This window comes from Natronohydrobacter thiooxidans (genome assembly GCF_001884735.1).
Taxonomy (GTDB): Bacteria; Pseudomonadota; Alphaproteobacteria; order Rhodobacterales; family Rhodobacteraceae; genus Roseinatronobacter; species Roseinatronobacter thiooxidans_A.
Genome location: NZ_MJAP01000012.1, coordinates 126,265 through 145,448, shown reverse-complemented (window position 1 = coordinate 145,448; position 19,184 = coordinate 126,265). Strand labels below are relative to the sequence as shown.

At 63.6% G+C, this 19,184-nt stretch carries 15 protein-coding genes; 8 read left to right on the top strand and 7 right to left on the bottom strand.

From position 1 onward, the window contains the following. Nucleotides 1-3: 3 nt before the first annotated feature. From phoU to BG457_RS08440, 7 genes are all read right to left on the bottom strand, one after another. Nucleotides 4-711 (bottom strand): phosphate signaling complex protein PhoU, encoded by a 708-nt coding sequence (phoU, locus tag BG457_RS08470; protein WP_071796650.1) that lies wholly within the window; start codon nt 709-711, stop codon nt 4-6. Nucleotides 712-825: 114 nt separating this feature from the next. Beyond that, nucleotides 826-2,070: a CoA transferase gene (locus BG457_RS08465; RefSeq protein ID WP_071796649.1), complete on the bottom strand. Its 1,245-nt coding sequence runs from the start codon at nt 2,068-2,070 to the stop codon at nt 826-828. A 4-nt stretch (nt 2,071-2,074) separates the two neighbouring features. Continuing rightward, nucleotides 2,075-2,959: an HTD2 family dehydratase gene (locus BG457_RS08460; RefSeq protein WP_245770963.1), complete on the bottom strand. Its 885-nt coding sequence runs from the start codon at nt 2,957-2,959 to the stop codon at nt 2,075-2,077. Further along, nucleotides 2,956-3,852 (bottom strand): succinate--CoA ligase subunit alpha, encoded by an 897-nt coding sequence (sucD, locus tag BG457_RS08455; protein WP_071796648.1) that lies wholly within the window; start codon nt 3,850-3,852, stop codon nt 2,956-2,958. Before sucD ends, BG457_RS08460 begins: the two co-directional genes overlap by 4 nt. A 12-nt stretch (nt 3,853-3,864) precedes the next feature. Then, nucleotides 3,865-5,034 (bottom strand): malate--CoA ligase subunit beta, encoded by a 1,170-nt coding sequence (locus BG457_RS08450; protein WP_071796647.1) that lies wholly within the window; start codon nt 5,032-5,034, stop codon nt 3,865-3,867. Between the two features lie 12 nt (nt 5,035-5,046). Then, a complete protein-coding gene (locus tag BG457_RS08445; protein ID WP_071796646.1) occupies nt 5,047-6,021 on the bottom strand; it encodes an HpcH/HpaI aldolase/citrate lyase family protein in 975 nt (324 codons plus the stop codon). Between the two features lie 12 nt (nt 6,022-6,033). Further along, nucleotides 6,034-7,233 carry a pyridoxal-phosphate-dependent aminotransferase family protein gene (locus tag BG457_RS08440; protein WP_071796857.1) on the bottom strand — a complete coding sequence of 400 codons (1,200 nt, stop codon included), beginning with the start codon at nt 7,231-7,233 and terminating at the stop codon, nt 6,034-6,036. Nucleotides 7,234-7,409: 176 nt separating this feature from the next. Here BG457_RS08440 and BG457_RS08435 point away from each other — a divergent pair, with 176 nt between their 5' ends. The 8 genes from BG457_RS08435 to chrA all read left to right on the top strand — a co-directional run bounded on the left by BG457_RS08435 (nt 7,410) and on the right by chrA (nt 19,174). After that, nucleotides 7,410-8,816 (top strand): helix-turn-helix domain-containing protein, encoded by a 1,407-nt coding sequence (locus BG457_RS08435; RefSeq protein ID WP_071796645.1) that lies wholly within the window; start codon nt 7,410-7,412, stop codon nt 8,814-8,816. A 137-nt stretch (nt 8,817-8,953) separates the two neighbouring features. Next, nucleotides 8,954-9,973, top strand: coding sequence for a BMP family protein (locus BG457_RS08430; RefSeq protein WP_071796644.1), 1,020 nt, complete (start codon nt 8,954-8,956; stop codon nt 9,971-9,973). 15 nt (nt 9,974-9,988) lie between these two features. Next, nucleotides 9,989-11,521: an ABC transporter ATP-binding protein gene (locus BG457_RS08425; RefSeq protein ID WP_139257642.1), complete on the top strand. Its 1,533-nt coding sequence runs from the start codon at nt 9,989-9,991 to the stop codon at nt 11,519-11,521. Continuing rightward, nucleotides 11,511-12,560 carry an ABC transporter permease gene (locus tag BG457_RS08420; protein ID WP_071796642.1) on the top strand — a complete coding sequence of 350 codons (1,050 nt, stop codon included), beginning with the start codon at nt 11,511-11,513 and terminating at the stop codon, nt 12,558-12,560. Before BG457_RS08425 ends, BG457_RS08420 begins: the two co-directional genes overlap by 11 nt. A gap of 1 nt (nt 12,561) precedes the next feature. Further along, the gene (locus tag BG457_RS08415; protein ID WP_071796641.1) at nt 12,562-13,509 is read left to right on the top strand and encodes an ABC transporter permease; all 948 of its coding nucleotides are present in this window, start codon (nt 12,562-12,564) and stop codon (nt 13,507-13,509) included. Continuing rightward, nucleotides 13,509-14,786, top strand: a complete 1,278-nt coding sequence (locus BG457_RS08410; protein WP_071796640.1) for an amidohydrolase family protein — start codon at nt 13,509-13,511, stop codon at nt 14,784-14,786. The genes BG457_RS08415 and BG457_RS08410 overlap by 1 nt, the downstream gene beginning before the upstream one ends. A gap of 240 nt (nt 14,787-15,026) precedes the next feature. Then, nucleotides 15,027-17,684, top strand: a complete 2,658-nt coding sequence (locus BG457_RS08400; RefSeq protein WP_071796638.1) for a PAS-domain containing protein — start codon at nt 15,027-15,029, stop codon at nt 17,682-17,684. Between the two features lie 116 nt (nt 17,685-17,800). Then, a complete protein-coding gene (gene chrA, locus BG457_RS08395; protein WP_071796637.1) occupies nt 17,801-19,174 on the top strand; it encodes a chromate efflux transporter in 1,374 nt (457 codons plus the stop codon). Nucleotides 19,175-19,184: the final 10 nt, after the last annotated feature.

Genomic DNA, 19,184 nt, shown 5'->3' with positions numbered 1-19,184 from the left:
GCATTACTCTTGTGGGGCTGCGATGGTCGCGGTCGAATGGCCTTTCTCACGCGCCTCGGCCTGTTTGCCTTCGGCCACGAAGATCACATGCTCCGCCCCATGCGTCACCAGATCGCCCATGCGTTCGATATTCTTGGCGATGAAGATGTAATGCAGGCAAGGCGTGATATTGCGCGGGTCTTCCATCATATGGGTGATGAATTCGCGAAACAGCGCATTGGTCATGTCATCGACTTCGATATCGCGGGTGATGACATCGCGCGCGAGCTCGGTATCCATGCGCGCATAGGCGTCGAGCATGTCTTTCAGCATCTGGCCCACCATCCGGGCCTGCCTGCGCAGCGCGCGATCCGCGCCGTCGATCACCGGTGACTGGATCAGCACCGGCACGCGCTTGGCCATGTTCTTGGCGTAATCACCCAACCGTTCCAGTTCGCCCGCCATTTTCATGACGGCCACAGCGGCGCGCAGATCGTCGGCTTGCGGCTGGCGCAGCGCGAGCAGCCGCACCACCTGCGAATTGATGTCTTCTTCGGCCGCGTCGATGGATTTGTCACCCTGAACCACCTGCGCGGCCAGATCCTCGTCGCGGGTGTCCAGCGCGCGCGCCGCATTGAGAATCGCGGTTTCCACCTGCCCGCCCATCGTCAGCACGGCAAGGCGGATGGCATCCAGATCACGGTCAAAGGCGGAAAGCGTATGTGGTTTCATGGGCTCTGTCCTTGTTGCAACGCACCGATACCGTTCAGATATGACAGTAATATGACAGATCGGATTTCAGAGCCAGAAATGCTGCATCCCTGCGCGCCGGATCGCGCGAGAAACCTATTCAGCAGCGCTAGAGAAAACGCCGCTCACGCGCGGCCCGGTCACCACGCCCGCGTCAAAAAGCTGCCCGATTTCGCCCGAGGACAATCCCGCCACATCGGCCAGCACTTCTTCCGTATGCGCCCCGAGTTGCGGGGCGGGTTGTGGGGCCTGGCGCGCAATTTCCGAGAAACTGAGTGGCGAGGCCGGGGTGGGATAGGTGCCGATGCCGGGTTGTTCGAGCATATGGAACATCGGGTTTTCGGTTGACAGATCCGGGTCTTCATGCACGGCGCGGGCGAAGCTGCGGAATTGCGACCATGTGACCCCGCCTGTATCGAAGGCTTTGGCGAAATCCGCAACGCGGCGCTGTGCGAAGAAGGGCGCAAGCAGTTCTGTAATCGCGGCGCGATGGCGAAAGCGCGCGCCTTCATGCTCAAGGCTCTCATTCAGCCGGACCTCAAGTGCGGCGATGGCGTCCACCATGCCTGTGGCCTTGATCAGCCCGCGCCATTGCCGCTCGGTCAGCCCGATCACCATGACGCGATTGCCATCGGCACAGATGAAATCCTGCCCGTAACCGCCATAAAGCGCATTGCCGGATTTGGGGCGGTCGGTCCCGTTGATCGTGACTTCGCCGATGATCCCCAGATTGCCCAGCATCGCGCTCGCGGCGTCTTTCAGCGAGAAGAGCACTTCCTGTCCCTGTCCTGTGCGCAGCCGGTGGCGTTCGGCGGCCAGAAGGGCCGTCACCGCCATATTGCCCGCGATGCAGTCCCATGCGGGCAGGACATGGGCCACGGGCTCGGCGGATCCTTCGGGGCCGGTCGCGTCAGGAAAGCCAAGCGCGGGGTTGACCGAGTAATCCACGGCAGCCCGCCCATGCCGGTCTCCCAGAAGTGCGACCATCACCAGATCGTCGCGATGGCGCGACAGGGTTTCGTGATCCATCCAGCCCCGCACCCGCAGATTGGTCAGGAACAACCCCGCATCATCGCCCGGCGCGGTGACGATCCGGGTGATCAACTCGCGCCCTCGGGGCGATTTCATGTCCACAGCGACGGATTTCTTGCCCTTGTTCAGCCCGGCCCAGAACAGGCTTTGCCCGGTCTCGGTGACAGGCCAGCGCGCGGCATCCAGCCCGCCCTCGATCCGGTCGAAGCGGATCACCTCTGCGCCCATCTGCGCCAGCGTCATGCCCGCCAGCGGAATCGCCACGAAAGCCGAACCTTCGATCACGCGCATGCCGTTCAGAACACCCATTGCATCACTCCTCCCAGTCGAAGCGGGCCTGCAGACCCTGGTGGCCCTCCGGCGCCACTGTGCAGAGCCGCAGGGCAGTGGGTCCGTCCGGTTCCGCCTGCAGGTAAAGATGGCCGTCAAACATCGGGTGCACGCCCCGGAAGCTGAAGCGCGCGGGCGTGGCCCCGGTGTGGCGCATGGCGGCTTCCATCACAAGCGTCGCCTGCATCGGGCCATGCACCACCAGACCGGGGTAGCGTTCGGCCCCGGTCGCATAGTCGCGGTCATAATGGATGCGATGCGCGTTATAGGTCGCAGCGGAATAGCGGAACAGCCGGACCGGGCCGACCTCGACGATCTCCGAGAAAATCGGCGTTTCCGGGGCCGGAATCGCGCGGGGGGCGCGGAAACTGTCGGGGATCGGCAAGTAGACGATATCCTGCTCTTCACGGATCTGCGCGCCGCCCTCGCCACGCAGGTCATGCCCCACGCGCACGAAGGCCATGTCGCCGGTATGGCCGGTCTTGAAATCGACACTCAGGATTTCCGAACGTTTGGTGATCGCCTCGCCCACCGCAAACCGGCCCTTGAACGAGAGTTTCCCCCCCGCCCACATGCGCCGGTTGAAGGGCAGGGGGGGCAGGAACCCCCCGAGCTTGGGATGCCCGTCCGTCGCGATCCCGGAAATCGGCACGAATTCGGGAAAGGCCACCCAATGCCACAGCACCGGCAGCACAGCCCCGGTGTGGATAGGCGGTTGCGGGGCCGCCGGATGCCCCAGCGCCCCCATGACCATGCCCGCCAGTTCCGGGCTCACCGCGCCGGTGCGGGTCTCCACCCGCCCGACCCAGGCTTGCGCCTGTTCCGGGGTTGCGGCCTCGCCCTGCATCGGTGCTTCCGTTTTGCTCATGCGGCGGCTTTCACACCCAGGACGCGGGCAATGGTTTCGCCCATGGCCGAAGGTGTCGGGGCAACCGTGATCCCGGCTGCGGACAGGATTTCCACCTTCTCCTGCGCCGATTCGCCAAAGGCCGAGATGATCGCCCCCGCATGCCCCATCTTGCGCCCCTTCGGCGCAGACAGCCCCGCGATATAGGCCACAACCGGCTTGGTCATGTGATCGCGCGCATAGGCGGCGGCTTCGGCCTCTTGCGGGCCGCCGATTTCGCCGATCATCATCACGGCATCCGTCTCGGGGTCATTCTCGAACAATTCCAGAATATCGCGGAAGCTGGAGCCATTGATCGGATCGCCGCCAATGCCGACCGAGGTGGACACGCCAATGCCAAGCGCCTTCATCTGGGATGCGGCCTCATAGCCCAGCGTGCCCGAGCGGCCAACGATCCCCACCCGACCGGGCAGGTAGATATGCGGCGGCATGATGCCCATGAACCCGATACCGGGCGAAATGACGCCCGCGCAATTCGGGCCGATGAAGCGCATCTTGCGTGCCTCGGGAAAGCGGCGCAGGAAGCGCTTGACCTTCATCATGTCCTGCGACGGGATACCGTCGGTCACGCAGACTGCGAATTTCAGCCCCGCTTCGGCACATTCCATGATCGCGTCTGCGGCACCGACTGGCGGAACGAAAACAAGCGAGGCTTCCGCGCCGGTCGCGTCCACGGCTTCGGCGACGGTGTTGAAGATGGGCTTGCCAAGGACCGTTTCGCCCCCGCGACCGGGAGTTACACCACCCACGACATTGGTGCCATTCGCGATCATGTCCTCGGCATGGAACTTGCCGATGCGACCGGACATGCCTTGCACGATTATGCGGGTATCTTGCTGGATGAGAATTGCCATGATCGGGCTCCTTCAGGCGGCCATGCGGGGGCGGGCGGCGACGGCGGTGGCGGCCGCATCGGCAAGCGTGTCGGCGGAGATCAGCGGCAGGCCGGATTCGTCGATGATCCGGCGGCCTTCCTCGACATTGGTGCCCGCAAGACGCACGACCACCGGCAGCGAGAGATTGAGTTCGCGGTAGGCTTGCACCACACCGGCGGCAACCCAGTCACAGCGGTTGATGCCTGCGAAGATATTCACAAGGATCACCGCCACATTCGGGTCGGTCAGCACGGTGCGGAAGGCCGCGACCACCCGCTCCGGGCTGGCCCCGCCGCCGATATCAAGGAAATTCGCAGGCTGGCCCCCGGCCAGCTGGATCATGTCCATCGTGGCCATCGCCAGCCCTGCACCGTTGATGATGCAGCCAATGTCACCATCCAGCCCGACATAGCTGAGCCCGTGCTCGGCAGCGGCATCCTCGCGCGGGTCTTCCTGACCGGGATCGCGCAGCGCGGCCACCTCGGGGCGGCGAAACAGCGCATTGGTGTCGAAGCTCATCTTCGCATCCAGCGCGATCAGATCGCCCGCGCCGGTAATCACCAGCGGGTTGATTTCGACCATCGTCGCGTCAAGATCGCGAAACGCCCGGTAACAGCCCCGCATGACAGTTCCGAATTGCGCAACCTGACTGCCGGTCATGCCCAGCTTGAACGCAAGCTCGCGCGACTGGAACGGCATCAGCCCGGTCGCTGGGTCAATGACCATCCGCACCAGCGCGTCGGGCTGTTCTTCGGCCAGATCCTCGATCTCCATGCCCCCCTCGCGCGAGGCAACGATCATGATGCGCTCGGATTTGCGGTCGAGCACAAGGCCAAGATAGAGTTCCTTGCCGATATCGGTCGCCTGTTCGACCAGCAGCCGGTGCACGGGCTTGCCCGTCGCATCGGTCTGTTTGGTGACAAGGTTGCGCCCCAGCAGCGAGAGCGCGAAGGCGTTCACTTCCCCCTCGGACCGGCAAAGTTTCACCCCGCCCGCAGCACCCCGCCCGCCTGCATGGACCTGCGCCTTGACGACGACCGGCAGACCCAGCTTGCGCGCTTCATGCATGGCCTGTTCCGGGGCAAAGGCAATACCGCCACCGGGGACGGGCACGCCGAAGCTCTTCAGAATATCCTTGGCCTGATGTTCGTGAATATCCATCGGGTTTCCTCCTTATTCAGCGGCTTGGGCCGGGGCGCTGCGCGCAGCAATGGCATCGGCCAGCGACAGCACATTCAGCGCCATCTTCTCGGATGCAGCATCGATCATCTTGCCATCGAGCGCGGCGGCACCCTTGCCTGCGGCCTCGGCCTTGCGCAGTTCCTCGATGATACGCCGCGCGCGGGTCACTTCAGCCTCGGGCGGGCTGAACACGGAATTGGCCATCTCGATCTGGCTGGGATGGATCGCCCATTTGCCCTCGAACCCAAGGGCTGCGGCACGTTCGGCAGCGGCGATATAGCCATCAGGATCGGCAAAATCGCCGAAAGGACCATCCAGCGCGCGCAACCCATAGGCGCGGCAGGAGGTGATCATGCGCGCAAGCGAAGCATGCCACTGGTCGCCCGGATAAGCGGGGTTCAAGCCCCCGATATTGACCGTGCGCGCGCGCATGCTTGCTGCGTAATCCGCAACCCCGAAATGCAACGCTTCAAGCCGCGAATCCGATGTGGCCGCATAGCGCGCGATTTCCTCGACATTGGCCATGCCAAGCGCGGTCTCGATCAGCGCCTCCAGCCCCACGCGCCGGGTCAAGCCGCAAGCCTGTTCGATCTGGTTGACCAGCGCATCAACCATATAGAGGTCGGCCACCACGCCCAGTTTCGGGATCAAAAGCATATGCACACGGTCGCCCGCCTGCTCCATGATATCGACGACATCGCGATACATATAGCCCGTGTCCAGACCGTTGATCCGCACGCTGACCGTCTTGCCCTTCGCTTCCCAGTCGATCTCATTCAGCGCGGCAATCGCGTTCTTGCGCGCCTGCGGCTTTTCAGGGGGCGCAACGGCATCTTCCAGATCGAGAAAGACCACATCGGCAGCGGAGTCAGCCGCCTTTTCGATCATGGTCACATTCGAGGCAGGCACAGCAAGCGTGGAGCGTTGCAGGCGCTGACGGCGGAGGGGGAATAGCGAGTGGCTCATGGGATATGGTCCTTATTCAGCAGCAATGGCGAGCGCAGGGGCAGGGGAATGCGCGGCAAAAACGGCTTGCGCGGCGGCAAGCCCCGCACCCAGTTCCACTCGCGCGCCCGCAGCTTTCAGAGAGAGTTCGGCAATGCCCAGAGCGGTCAGGCACATGCCTTCGTTCAGATCGCCCAGATGGCCGATACGAAAGGCTTTTCCGGCCAGCGGTCCAAGCCCGCCGCCGAAATGGGTATTGTAGCGCTCGCGGGCGATACTGATGACCTCGCGCGCATCCACATCCTGCGGGGTGCGGATCGCGGTCACAGTGTCAGAGGCGAAGATGCGGTGTTCCGCGACAGTTTGCAGCCCCATCGCGGCAATGCCTGCGCGGATCCCGTTCGCCAGCCGGTGATGGCGCGCGAAGACATTGTGCAGCCCTTCGGTCTTCAGACGGGTCAGCGCCGCGCGCAGCGCATGCAGCAGTTGGGCGGGGGGCGTGTAGCAGAACGAACCTGCATCATGGGCGTTCAGCATCGCATGCAGGTCCAGAAAACTGCGCGGCATGGTGCTGCCCGCGATCGTGTCCAGCGCCTTGGGGCTGGCGGCAAGAATGCCCAGACCGGCAGGGCACATCAGACCTTTCTGGCTGCCCGCAACCGCCATATCCACGCCCCATTTGTCCATCTCGAAGCGGATCGAGCCGATTGACGAGACACCATCGACAAAGAGAAGCGCATCATGAAAGCAGGTGTCGAGCGCATGCCGCACACCGGCGACGTCCGAGGTGACACCGGTCGCGGTTTCATTATGGGTGACAAACACCGCCCTGATCTCGCCATGCCGGTCGGCGCCAAGGCGGCGCTCGATTTCACGCACCGGACAAGGCGCGCCCCAGGCCACGTCAATCGCCTCGACCCGCAGCCCTAGCGCCTGCGCCATCTGCGCCCAGAGCGTGGAGAACTGACCGTGCCGCGCCATCAGCACCTTGTCGCCCGGTGACAGCGTGTTGGTGATCGCGGCTTCCCAAGCCGCAGTGCCGGAACCGGGTAAGAGCGCGATCCGGGCCTGCTTGGTGCCGAAAACGGGCTTCAACCCCTCTAGCACCGGACCAAGCAGCCCCGCGAATTCCGGCGCGCGGTGGTCCTGCATCGGCACGATCATGGCGCGCTGCACATCGGCGGGGACATTGGTCGGGCCGGGAATGAAAAGATGGGCTGTACCGGTCTGCATGGTCGAATCCTCCCTCAATGAGCGGACCATGGCAGAGCGATGCGGAATGCTGCGAATGAAACCGGGTTCTGCTGTAAATGCGAGAGTTTACAGAACAACAAAATTGTAATATTGTTAATTTAACAATCCTATCGCCCGATAAATTAACATAATCCAGGTTATGAGGATTTCCGCGCATGCGCAAAACCTTCATCGGCCCGCATCTGCGGCGCCTGCGGCAAGAGGCCGGCGAAACCCAGGGCGCGATGGCCAAACGGCTGGGAATTTCTGCGGCCTATGTGAACCTGCTGGAGAACAACCAGCGCTCGGTTTCGGTCTCGATCCTGCTGCGGCTCTTCGAGCAATATGGCGTAGACTGGCATGACATTGCCGAAGATGGCGCAGGTGCCCGGCTGGCCGATCTGCGCGGCGCGCTGCAGGATCCGCTGTTTGATGAGCTGCGCCCCGATCTGCAGGAGCTGCGCGCCGCCCAGACCCATGCGCCGCGCCTGATCGAGGCGTTTCTGCATCTGCACCGCGCCTATCTGAGTGCCACCGATCAGTTGATGGCACTGGCCGCGCAACCGGGCGAATCCGAGCCGATCTTCAGCGCCTCGCCCGAAGGGGTGGTGCATCACTTCTTCCGCCGCCAGCGCAATCACTTCCCGGCGCTGGAACAGGCGGCGGCGAGTCTCTGGCCGGGCAGCGCCCCCGCGACCGATGATCTCTACACTGCGCTCAAGGCGCGGTTGCGCGATCAGCACGGCATCACCGTGCGCGTGGTGCAGGTCAGCGCCCTGCCCCGCACGCTGCGCCAATATGATCAGACCCGCGCAGAGGTGCTGCTGTCAGAGGCGCTGGACCACCCCAACCGGGTGTTTCAACTGGTGCATGTTCTGGGTCTGATCGAATTTCGAGAGACCTTTGACACTTTGCTGAACAGCGCCGGGATTGACGACCGGCAGGGCCGTGCGCGCTGTCTTGTCGAACTGGCAAACTATTTCGCCGCCGCCGCCCTCATGCCCTATGACGATTTCCTGCGCGAAGCGCGGGCCTCGCAATATGATTTCGACCATCTGGCAACACGCTTCGGCGTCAGTTTCGAGCAAGCCTGCCACCGCGCCACCACCATGCAGCGCGAAGGGGCGCAGGGCGTGCCCTTCTTCTTCATGCGCATCGACAAGGCCGGGAATGTGACCAAGCGCTTCAATGCCACCGATTTCCATCTGGCCGAATATGGCGGCGCCTGCCCGAAACTCGATGTCCATATGACCTTTCGCCTGCCGGGGCGGATCGTGTCGCAACTGGTCGAGATGCCCGATGCCTCGCAATATTTCGTCTTTGCCCGCACAGTGGACCGGCCCACATTCGAACGGCACGGGCAGGATAACCGTCTGGCTGTGGCGATGGGCTGCATGATCAGCCATGCGCCCGAAATCGGCTATGCCGAGGGGATCGCCCTGCAAGGCGCGACCCCGACCCCCATCGGGATCAATTGCCGCATCTGCCCGCGCGCAGGCTGTGAACAGCGCGCGCATCAGGCATCGGTGCTGAAAACCCCGGTCGATGCAAGCCGTCGCGGCGCCACCCGCTATGATGCCTGATGCGCAAACTTTCGGCAGGGCGCTGAATTGCGCCCGGAGCCCGAGAAATTTTACTCGCTAGTAAAATTATTCCTGCATATAGTCAGCCAATGGCGCGCGCGAAACGGCCTTGGCCTAGTCCATTCAGGGAGCTTTTCATGACCACAAGACCACATCAGATGACCCGGCGCGCATTGCTGGGCACGGCCGCAGCCGGTGCGATGCTTGCCGCCGCCACGCTTCCCGCGGCCCTGCGCGCCGATGAGCCGCTGCGCGTCGCGGGCATCTATACGGTGCCGGTCGAACAGCAATGGGTCAGCCGCATCCATCTGGCGGCGGAAACCGCGCAGGCGCGCGGTGATATCACCTATACTTTCACCGAAAATGTCTCGAATACCGATTACGCCCGCGTCATGCGCGAATATGCCGAAGCGGGCGTGCAACTGATCGTGGGCGAGGTCTTCGGCGTCGAGCAGGAAGCGCGCGAGGTCGCGGCGGAATACCCGGATGTGGCCTTCCTGATGGGGTCGAGCTTCCTGCATGACCCGGCCTTGCCGAATTTCGCCGTCTTCGACAATTACATTCAGGACGCGGCCTATCTCAGCGGCCTGATCGCCGGTGCCATGACCGAAAGCGCCAATATCGGCATGGTCGGCGGCTTTCCGATCCCCGAAGTGAATCGGCTGATGCATGCTTTCATGGCCGGTGCGCGCGAAGTGAATCCGGAAATCCGCTTTCAGGTGGCCTTCATCGGCTCGTGGTTCGACCCGCCCCGCGCCAAGGAAACGGCGTTTGGGATGATCGAGGCGGGCGCGGATGTGATGTATGCCGAACGCTTCGGCGTCTCCGACGCGGCGCAGGAGCGCGGTGTGTTCGCCATCGGCAATGTGATCGACACGCAGGCGGATTACCCCGATACGGTCGTGGCTTCCGCCATCTGGCATTTCGAGCCGACGCTGGATGCGGCTGTCGCGGCGGTCAAGGGCGGGGTCTTTGTCGCGGAAAACTATGGCGTCTATTCCTACATGATCCACGGCGGCTCTTCCTTGGCACCCTTGGGGACATTTGAAGGCAAAGTGCCTGCCGAGATCATGGAACTGGTCGCACAGCGCAGCCAGGAAATCCTTGACGGCACCTTCGAGGTCGAGATCAACGACGACGAACCCCGGTCCTCGTGAATGGCGCCTGACAGCATGGCGCAGGGCCCTGTCCTGCGTCTGGACGGCATTACCAAACGCTTCGGCGCGCTGGTGGCGAATGACGCCATCAGCGTGACGCTCGCGCCAGGCGAGGTGATTGCGCTGCTGGGCGAGAATGGCGCGGGCAAGACCACGCTGATGAATATCCTCTTTGGCCATTACACGGCGGATGCAGGCACGGTCGAGGTGTTTGGCCAGACTCTGCCGCAGGGCAATCCGCGCGCGGCTCTGGCGGCGGGCGTGGGGATGGTGCACCAGCATTTCACGCTGGCGGATAATCTGTCTGTGCTGGAAAATGTGGTGCTGGGCACGCAACCCCTGTGGGGTGCGCGGTTGGACATGGCTGGGGCGCGTGCGAAACTCGTGGGTCTGGCGCAGGATTTCGGGTTGGCCGTGGACCCTGATGCGCGGCTGGGCAGCCTGAGCGTGGGCGAGAGGCAGCGGGTCGAGATTCTGAAGGCGCTTTATCGGGATGCGCGAATTCTGATCCTGGATGAACCGACCGCTGTTTTGACCCCGCAACAGGCCGACGCGCTATTCGCGGCGTTGCGCAAGATGGTGGCGCAGGGCCTGTCGATCATCTTCATCAGCCACAAACTGCATGAGGTGATGGCGATTGCCTCCCGCGTCGTGGTGCTGCGCCATGGCAAGCAGGTGGGCGAGGTCGCGGTCAGCGACACCGACCCGCGCGCGCTGGCGGAAATGATGGTCGGCAGCGCGATCACCCAGCCCGAATTGCGCGCCGCAACCCCCGGTCCGGCGCTGCTGGAATTGCGCAAGGTTGTGACCCCGGATCGCGGCACCACGCGCGGCTTGCGCGGGGTGGATCTGGCGCTGCGCGCAGGCACGATCACCGGACTTGCGGGCGTGTCGGGCAATGGACAGGCCGCGCTCGCGGATCTGATCGCGGGGCTGGAGCGCCCGAGCGCTGGCGAGATGCTGCTGCACGGCGCCGCACCGGCGCAATGGTCAGTGGCCGAAGCCTTGGGCGCCGGGATCGCGCGCATCCCCGAGGACCGGCACAAGACCGGCACAATCGCCGATTTCAGCCTGACCGAAAACGCGATTCTGGAACGCTACAACCAGGCCCCTTTCGCGCGGCGCGGCTGGCTGGACTGGCGGGCGGCGCGCGATTTCGCCCAATCGGTGATCCGCGCCTATGACGTGCGCTGTCCGGGGCCGGACACCCGCATCCGGCTCTTGTCGGGCGGCAATATGCAAAAGCTGATCCTTGGCCGCGTGATGGAACTCAGACCGCAGATCATTCTGGCCAATCAGCCGGTGCGCGGGCTGGATATCGGCGCGATCACCTTCGTGCAGACGCAGCTTCTCGCCGCGCGCGACCGCGGCGCGGCGGTACTGCTGATTTCCGAGGATCTGGACGAAATCCTGGCCCTGTCGGACCAGATCCATGTGATCTCCGAGGGCCGCCTGTCGCCCCCCTTCGCGCGCGGCACGATGAGCGCGACAGACCTGGGGCGCTGGATGGCAGGCGAAGGGTTCGAGCGGGGGCGCGATGCGGCTTGAAGTGATTGCACGTCCATCGCTTGGTCGGCTGATCGGCTTTCCGGCGATCGCTCTGGCGCTGACCGTGGTCTTCGGATCCTCGCTTGCCCTGCTGGCCGGGGCCAATCCGTTCCAGACGCTGGGACTGATCCTGCGCGGCGCCGCCGGATCGCAATTCGCGCTGCTGGAGACGCTGAACCGGGCAACGCCGCTGATCTTCACCGGGCTGGCCGTCGCCGTCGCCTTCCGCGCGAAGCTGTGGAATATCGGCGCAGAGGCGCAGCTCTATGCAGGTGCGCTGATGGCGGTTCTGCTGGGCACCGGCGCGCTCGGCTGGCCGTCAGCGCTGCTTTTGCCCGCGATGGCAGGGGCCGCAATGCTGGCAGGCGCGCTGGTGCTCCTCGGGCCCGCGCTGCTGAAAACCCGGCTGGGCGTGGATGAGGTTGTCACGACGCTTCTCTTCAATTTCATCATGCTCCTGTTCATCTCCATGTTGCTCGAAGGACCGCTGAAAGACCCGATGGGCATGGGCTGGCCACAATCCTCGCGCCTGATCCCCGACGCGCGTCTGCCGCGCATCGTCGACGGGCTGCGCCTGCATTGGGGCTTTGCCCTTGCGCTGATCGCGGCCATCCTGGTCTGGGTGATCCAGTCGCGCACGACGCTCGGCTACGAGATGCGCGCCGTGGGGCAGAACCGGCAGGCGGCAGAATTCGCGGGCATCCCGGTGGGCCGCGTCATCCTGAAAACCGCGCTTCTGTCCGGCGGGCTGGCCGCTCTGGCCGGGTTTTCCGAGGTTGCGGGGCTGCGGGGCAACCTGTCGCTCGATCTCTCGCCCGGCTTTGGCTATACCGGCATCATCGTCGCGATGCTGGCGCTGCTGAACCCGATTGGCGTGGTGATCAGCGCGATTTTCGTGGCGGGCGTCTTCGTCGGTGCGGACAGCATGAGCCGCGCCGCTGGCGTGCCGACCTATATCGCCAATATCATGCTGGCAACCGCGCTTCTGACGATGGTTCTGGCCATCGCCCTGACGCGCTACAGGCTGCGGTGGGACTGAGATGGGCGAAATTCTGGAAATCTTCCTCTCTGCAAGCTTCTGGGCGGCGGTGATCCGCATCGCCTCGCCGCTGATCTTTGCGACAATGGGGGAACTCATCTGCGAACGCGCGGGCGTGCTGAATCTCGGGATCGAGGGGATCATGGTCGCGGGCGCTTTCGCGGGCTGGATGACGGTCTATTCGGGCGGCGGGCTCTGGACCGGCGTGGTGGTGGCCATGCTCGCGGGCATGCTCTTTGGCCTGCTGCATGGCACGCTGACCGTGCCCTTCGGCCTCAGCCAGCATGTTGTGGGCTTAGGGATCACGCTTCTGGCCACGGCCAGCGCCTATTTCGCCTATCGCCTCGCCCTGCCCCGCGTCACCACCCCACCCCGGATCGAGGCGTTTCAGCCCCTGCCCATTCCTATCCTCTCGGATATCCCGCTGCTCGGGCCTGCTTTATTCACCCAGACGCCCCTGACCTATTTGGCCTTCGTGCTGGTGGCGGTGGTGTCTTTCGTGCTGTTCCGCACCCCGCTGGGCCTAGCCTTGCGCGCAGCGGGCGAAAACCCGGCGGCAGTCGCGGCACAAGGGCTTTCCGTCACCGGCCTGCGGATGGGCGCGGTGATCGTCGGCTCCGGCCTGATGGCCGTGGGCGGCGCATTTCTCACCATGTCGGCCTTCAACTCGTTTTTCTTCGAGATGGTCAACGGGCGCGGCTGGATCTGCATCGCGCTGGTGGTGTTCGGCGCATGGATGCCGGGCAAGGCGCTTCTGGGCGCGGTCCTGTTCGGCATGTTCGATGCGCTGCAAATCCGGCTGCAACAGACCAGCATCGGCGCGGATGTGCCCTATCAGATCTTCCTGATGATGCCTTTCGTCCTGTCCATTCTGGCGCTGGTGATCATGTCGCGCCGCGCCTCGGTGCCCGCCGCGCTGATGGTCCCGTTCAATAAAGGAGAACGCTGATGTTCGATCTGATCGTCAAGGGCGGCACGCTGCCCGATGGGCGCGTGGCCGATATCGGCATCAGTGGCGACCGGATTGCGGCGGTCGGACAGCTCGACGGGGCCGAGGCCGGACAAGTGCTTGATGCCACAGGCGATCTGGTCAGCCCGCCCTTTGTCGATCCGCATTTCCACATGGACGCGACACTCAGCTACGGCATACCGCGCATCAACCAGTCCGGCACGCTCCTGGAGGGGATCGAACTCTGGGGCGAGTTGAAAGCGATCGCCACGATTGACGAGATGAAGTCCCGCGCCCTCGCCTATTGCGACTGGGCCGTCAGCATGGGGCTGCTGGCGATCCGCACCCATGTCGATACCTGCGATCCGGATCTGAAAGGGGTGCAGGCGCTTCTGGATGTGCGCGAGACCGTGCGCCCCTATCTGGACCTGCAACTGGTGGCCTTTCCGCAGGACGGGTTCTATCGCGACCCGAACGCCCATGCCCAGACTCTGCGCGCGCTGGATATGGGGGTCGATGTGTTGGGCGGCATCCCGCATTTCGAACGTACAATGGCGGACGGTCGCGCCTCCGTGCAGGAACTCTGCCGGATCGCCGCCGAGCGTGGGCTGCCGATCGATCTGCATTGCGATGAAACCGACGACCCCAATTCGCGCCATATCGAGACCTTGGCCGCCGAGGTGATCCGCCACGGCTTGCAGGGCCGCGCGACCGGATCGCATCTGACCTCGATGCATTCGATGGACAATTACTATGTCTCGAAACTGCTGCCCCTGATCGCCGAAGCGCAGGTCAATGCCCTGCCCAACCCATTGATCAATATCGTGATTCAGGGCAGGCACGATACTTTCCCCAAGCGGCGCGGGTTGACGCGGGTCAAGGAGTTGCGCGCGGCCGGGGTCACGGTCGGCTGGGGGCAGGATTGCGTGCTTGACCCGTGGTATCCGCTGGGCACGGCGGATATGCTCGATGTGGCCTTCATGGGCCTGCATGTCGCGCAGATGACCCACCCGGATGACATGCGCGCCTGTTTCGACATGGTGACCATTGAGAATGCGCGCATCATGGGGCTTGAAGATTATGGTCTGACGGTCGGCTCCATGGCCTCTCTCGTGGTGCTCGACGCCGCGCACCCGGTAGAGGCATTGCGGCTGCGTGCCGACCGGCTGGCGGTCATCTCGAAAGGGCGCCTTGTGGCACAGGCGCCGCGCCGACAGGTCCGGCTGGACTTGCCCGCCCGCCCGAAAAATGTCATCCGCCGTCATCCGATGAGATAAGCTCGAAAAACTTGAGTGGCGTAATTAACAAAGGGTTCATTTTCCCCCCGTAGAACATAGTATGCTTCGGTATCAGTTCAGGTCGGGCGAAGTGGGTGAAGTCATGTCCGGGTTATCCCAACAGCAGCAGGATGACGCGGCGCTGACGCTGTTCGATATCCTGCCTGATTGTGCCTGCGTCATTGATTCGCAGAACTGCATCCTTCGGGTCAACGCGGCAAGGGACATGATTCGAAGGCTATGAGAAACTTTTTTGAACTTTCGCCCGATCCGGGCGCGCTTCTCGCCGCTGACGGGTATCTTGAAGCGGTCAACAGCGCCTGGACCGCCGAACTGGGCTGGACTGAGGCTGACGTTGCCGCGCAAACCTTCCACGACCTCGCCCATCCTGAAGACCGGGCAAGTCTCGACAGACTGATGCGCGGATTGAGGGATCAAGGCCCCGCAGGCCGCATTGATTGCCGCATGCGTCGGGCCGATGGCAGCTGGCTTCCGCTCGATCTCAACCTGCGCAAACTCCCGGAACGCGCGGGTTTCGCCATCTCGGCGCGGATCATCATCACAGATCACACACGCTTGCGCATGGCGATTGAAGCGGTGCCGGACGGGTTCGCTCTGTATGATTCGGACAACCGGCTCATGATGTGCAATAGCTGCCTTCGCGACTTGTTTCACCCCATCGCTCATCTGCTGCAACCAGGCAGCTTGCTCACCGACATGCTTCGCGGCGTCATCGCCGCGAAACTTTTCCCCGATTTCGTGGCGCAGGAAGAGATCTGGTTTGCGTATTGCGAGACACCGCCACCCGCGACCGCACAGAATTTCGAGCTCCGCTTCCACCAGGACCGCTGGCTGCGGATTATTCAACGGCCTACCCCAGACGGCGGTCGAATTTTGATCGTCATCGAAATCACGCAGCGGGTCAAAAGCCTTCTCCGCACCAAAACAGCCGAAGCCGCCGCGCACAATGCGCATGAAAGACTGACCTCCGCGATCGAGGCGCTTGAAGACGGCTTTGTCCTTTTTGATACTGAAGATCGGCTGATCCTGTGCAATGCCCGCTACAAGCAACAGCATGCGCCCATTCAGAAGGTTATCGTGCCGGGCGTCTATTTCGGCGATATCCTGCGCGCCGGACTTGAGGCGCAGCTGTTTCCTGAAGCCCTCGGGCGCGAAGACGCCTGGCTGGCCGAAAATCTGGCCAAACCACCGCCTGCGGGGCATGAGCTGGAAGTCGGCTTTGCCGACGGGCGCTGGGTCCGCATCGTCGAGCGCCCTACCCCCGAAGGCGGACGTGTCGGGCTGCGGATCGATATCACGCATCAGGTCGAGAGCCGCAAACGCGCCGAAATCGCCGAAGCCGAAGCGCGCGATGCACGCGAGCGGCTTGCTGCCGCGCTAGAGGCCCTGCAGGACGGCTTCGCGCTCTTTGACGCAGAGGACCGGCTGGTCCTGTGCAACCAACACTATCGCTCGACCTACCCCGAGCTTGCAGAGATATTTCAGCCCGGCATAAGTTTCGAGGAAATCCTGCGCGCAGTCCTTGCGCTGGGGGTGATGGCAGATGCCATCGGTCGCGAAGAGGCGTGGCTGGCAGAGCGCCTGCACCAGCACCGGGAATGCGAAGGCGTGATCGAACAGCGTCTGGCGAATGGCCGGGTCCTGCGCATCTTTGAGAGCCGAACGCCCGAAGGCGGCTATGTCGGCTTGCGGGTCGATGTCACGGAACTGCATCAGGCGCGCGCGCGGGCCGAAGCTGCAAGTCAGGCGAAATCCGAATTTCTGTCCAATATGAGCCATGAGATACGCACCCCCCTCAATGGCGTTCTGGGCATGGCCGATCTGCTGGCCGAAACCGCGCTTGATCCCACGCAGCGCGATATGCTGCAGACGATCCGCGAGTCGGGCTGGAGTTTGTTGTCGCTCCTGAATGACATTCTGGATCTGGCGCGGGTCGAATCGGGCAAGCTGACGCTGGAGACCCGCAGCTTCGACCTGGCCGCGCTTCTGGACCGGGTGGAATCACTGCATCTGGCGAATGCTCAGGCCAAAGGCATCGCGCTGGCGGTCACGCATGACATCACCGGCACGCATGCGCGCATCGGCGACGAGACACGGATCGCGCAGATCCTGCACAATGTGCTGGGCAATGCGGTCAAGTTTACCGACGCGGGCATGGTCAGCCTGCAGGTTGAAACCCGCGACCCCTCACGCCTGACCCTGCAGTTCCACGATACCGGGGTCGGTATGTCGCCAGAGCAGATCACCCGGCTCTGCGAGGCGTTCGAACAGGCAGAGGCTGGAACCACCCGGCGCTTCGGCGGCACCGGCCTGGGCATGTCGATCGTGCGTCGGCTGGTCGATCTGATGGAGGGCACGCTGGATGTCCACAGCACATTGGGCGAAGGCACGGCCATCACGATCACGCTCAATGTCCCGGCGGCACAGCACCACATATGTCCCGCAACCAAAGTGGCGAATGCGCCCGCAGCCCCGCGCCTGCCGGTCGCGCTTCATGTTCTGGTGGCCGATGACAACGAGGCCAATCGCAAGATCCTGTCGGTGATGCTGGCCAAGCTTGGCGCAACAGCGGAATTTGTCAGCAACGGCGCAGAGGCGGTCAAGCGCTGGCGCGAGGAGCCATTTGATCTGATGCTGCTGGATATCTCGATGCCGGTCATGGGCGGCATGGAGGCCTTGGCCCGGATGCATCAGATCAGTACAGAACTCGGGCGACCCGCGCCGCAGGCGATTGCGGTCACGGCCAATGTCATGCGCGAGCAGATCGCGGAATATCTGGACGCAGGTTTCACGGACTTCGTGCCAAAGCCCGTCAAACAACAGGAACTGGCGGCCAAACTGCACCGCTTTGTCAGCAGGGCCGGTGCTGTGGTCTGAGCACTGACAGGCCCCGCGCCGATCAGACATCCGGCGCAGCAGACCAGTCCCACTGCAACCGCAGGCAGGCATTTTGAACCTTGTATTCTAAACAGGCAGCGTTAGAAATCGGGCGGATGACACGCGCAGCAGAACCAGCACCGATGCGGCCATATCCGACCCTCGCCGACGCGGCTCGCGTCTGGGCCCGGATCGGCTTGCTCAGCTTTGGCGGGCCCGCCGGTCAGATCGCGCTTATGCACCGCATTCTGATCGCCGAAAACCGCTGGCTGGGGGAAAAACGGTTCCTGCATGCCCTGAATTACTGCATGGTGCTGCCCGGACCAGAAGCGATGCAGCTTGCGGTCTATATCGGCTGGCTGATGCACCGCACGCTTGGCGGGATCATCGCAGGGCTGTTTTTCGTGCTTCCCGGTGTTGTCGCGATCATGGCGCTGAGCTGGATCTATGCGCTTTTTGGCGCGCTGGACTGGGTAGAGGCCGTGTTTTTCGGTCTGAAAGCGGCGGTACTCGCGATCGTGCTTCAGGCCCTCCTGCGCATGGGCAACAAGATCCTGACCCATCGCACGCTCGTCGCGGTTGCCGCTCTGTCCTTTCTGGCGATCTTCGTGCTTGGCGTGCCGTTTCCGCTGATCATTCTGGGGGCCGCGCTGATCGGTCTGGCGGGGGCGCGAGTTGCGCCGGCGGCGTTCCGCACCGGCGGGCATGGCAGCGCAGGCGCCTCTGACGACGCCGACACGATCCTTGCGCTTTACCCGGAGCGGCAGCCGACCGCGCGTCGCGGCTATGCGCTGCGGATTTCCGCGCTGTTTCTGGCGCTGTGGCTGGCGCCGGTGGCGGCGCTGTTCCTGCTGCTCGGACCGGCCAATGTCTTCTCCCAGATCGCAGCGTTTTTCAGTGTGCTGGCGGTCGTGACCTTTGGCGGGGCCTATGCCGTGCTGGCCTATGTCGCGCAGGAAGCGGTGCAGAATTACGCATGGCTGGCACCGGGCGAGATGCTGGACGGTCTGGCCATGGCCGAAACCACGCCGGGGCCGTTGATCATGGTCACGCAATTCGTGGGTTTCATGGGCGCCTTGCGCGAAGCGGGCGACCTGCCGCCGCTGATGGCGGCAACACTGGGCGGCCTCCTGACGACATGGGTGACATTCACCCCCTGTTTTCTGTGGATTTTCCTCGGGGCCCCCTATGTCGAGCGGTTGCGCGGCAATCCGCAACTGGGCGCCGCGCTCAGCGCCATCACCGCGGCTGTGGTGGGGGTGATCCTGAACCTTGCGCTGTGGTTTGCACTCCATGTCCTGTTCGCCGAGTTTCGCCCCTTGCGCCTGTTGGGACTGGAGGGCGAAGTCCCCGCCCTCGCCTCGCTCGACTGGCGGGCTGCGGGTCTTGTGCTCCTGGCGGTGCTACTCGCATTTGGTGCGAAAACCGGCCCGGTTGCGCTGCTCGCGATCAGCGCGGCGGCGGGGTTGGGACTGTATTTTCTGACGTAACGTTCTGTTT

Bases quoted from the DNA above. Each gene is read 5' to 3' on its own strand.
- phoU (WP_071796650.1), bottom strand. From the start codon at position 711: ATGAAACCACATACGCTTTCCGCCTTTGACCGTGATCTGGATGCCATC.
- BG457_RS08465 (WP_071796649.1), bottom strand. From the start codon at position 2,070: ATGGGTGTTCTGAACGGCATGCGCGTGATCGAAGGTTCGGCTTTCGTG.
- BG457_RS08460 (WP_245770963.1), bottom strand. From the start codon at position 2,959: ATGAGCAAAACGGAAGCACCGATGCAGGGCGAGGCCGCAACCCCGGAA.
- sucD (WP_071796648.1), bottom strand. From the start codon at position 3,852: ATGGCAATTCTCATCCAGCAAGATACCCGCATAATCGTGCAAGGCATG.
- BG457_RS08450 (WP_071796647.1), bottom strand. From the start codon at position 5,034: ATGGATATTCACGAACATCAGGCCAAGGATATTCTGAAGAGCTTCGGC.
- BG457_RS08445 (WP_071796646.1), bottom strand. From the start codon at position 6,021: ATGAGCCACTCGCTATTCCCCCTCCGCCGTCAGCGCCTGCAACGCTCC.
- BG457_RS08440 (WP_071796857.1), bottom strand. From the start codon at position 7,233: ATGCAGACCGGTACAGCCCATCTTTTCATTCCCGGCCCGACCAATGTC.
- BG457_RS08435 (WP_071796645.1), top strand. From the start codon at position 7,410: ATGCGCAAAACCTTCATCGGCCCGCATCTGCGGCGCCTGCGGCAAGAG.
- BG457_RS08430 (WP_071796644.1), top strand. From the start codon at position 8,954: ATGACCACAAGACCACATCAGATGACCCGGCGCGCATTGCTGGGCACG.
- BG457_RS08425 (WP_139257642.1), top strand. From the start codon at position 9,989: ATGGCGCAGGGCCCTGTCCTGCGTCTGGACGGCATTACCAAACGCTTC.
- BG457_RS08420 (WP_071796642.1), top strand. From the start codon at position 11,511: ATGCGGCTTGAAGTGATTGCACGTCCATCGCTTGGTCGGCTGATCGGC.
- BG457_RS08415 (WP_071796641.1), top strand. From the start codon at position 12,562: ATGGGCGAAATTCTGGAAATCTTCCTCTCTGCAAGCTTCTGGGCGGCG.
- BG457_RS08410 (WP_071796640.1), top strand. From the start codon at position 13,509: ATGTTCGATCTGATCGTCAAGGGCGGCACGCTGCCCGATGGGCGCGTG.
- BG457_RS08400 (WP_071796638.1), top strand. From the start codon at position 15,027: ATGAGAAACTTTTTTGAACTTTCGCCCGATCCGGGCGCGCTTCTCGCC.
- chrA (WP_071796637.1), top strand. From the start codon at position 17,801: ATGACACGCGCAGCAGAACCAGCACCGATGCGGCCATATCCGACCCTC.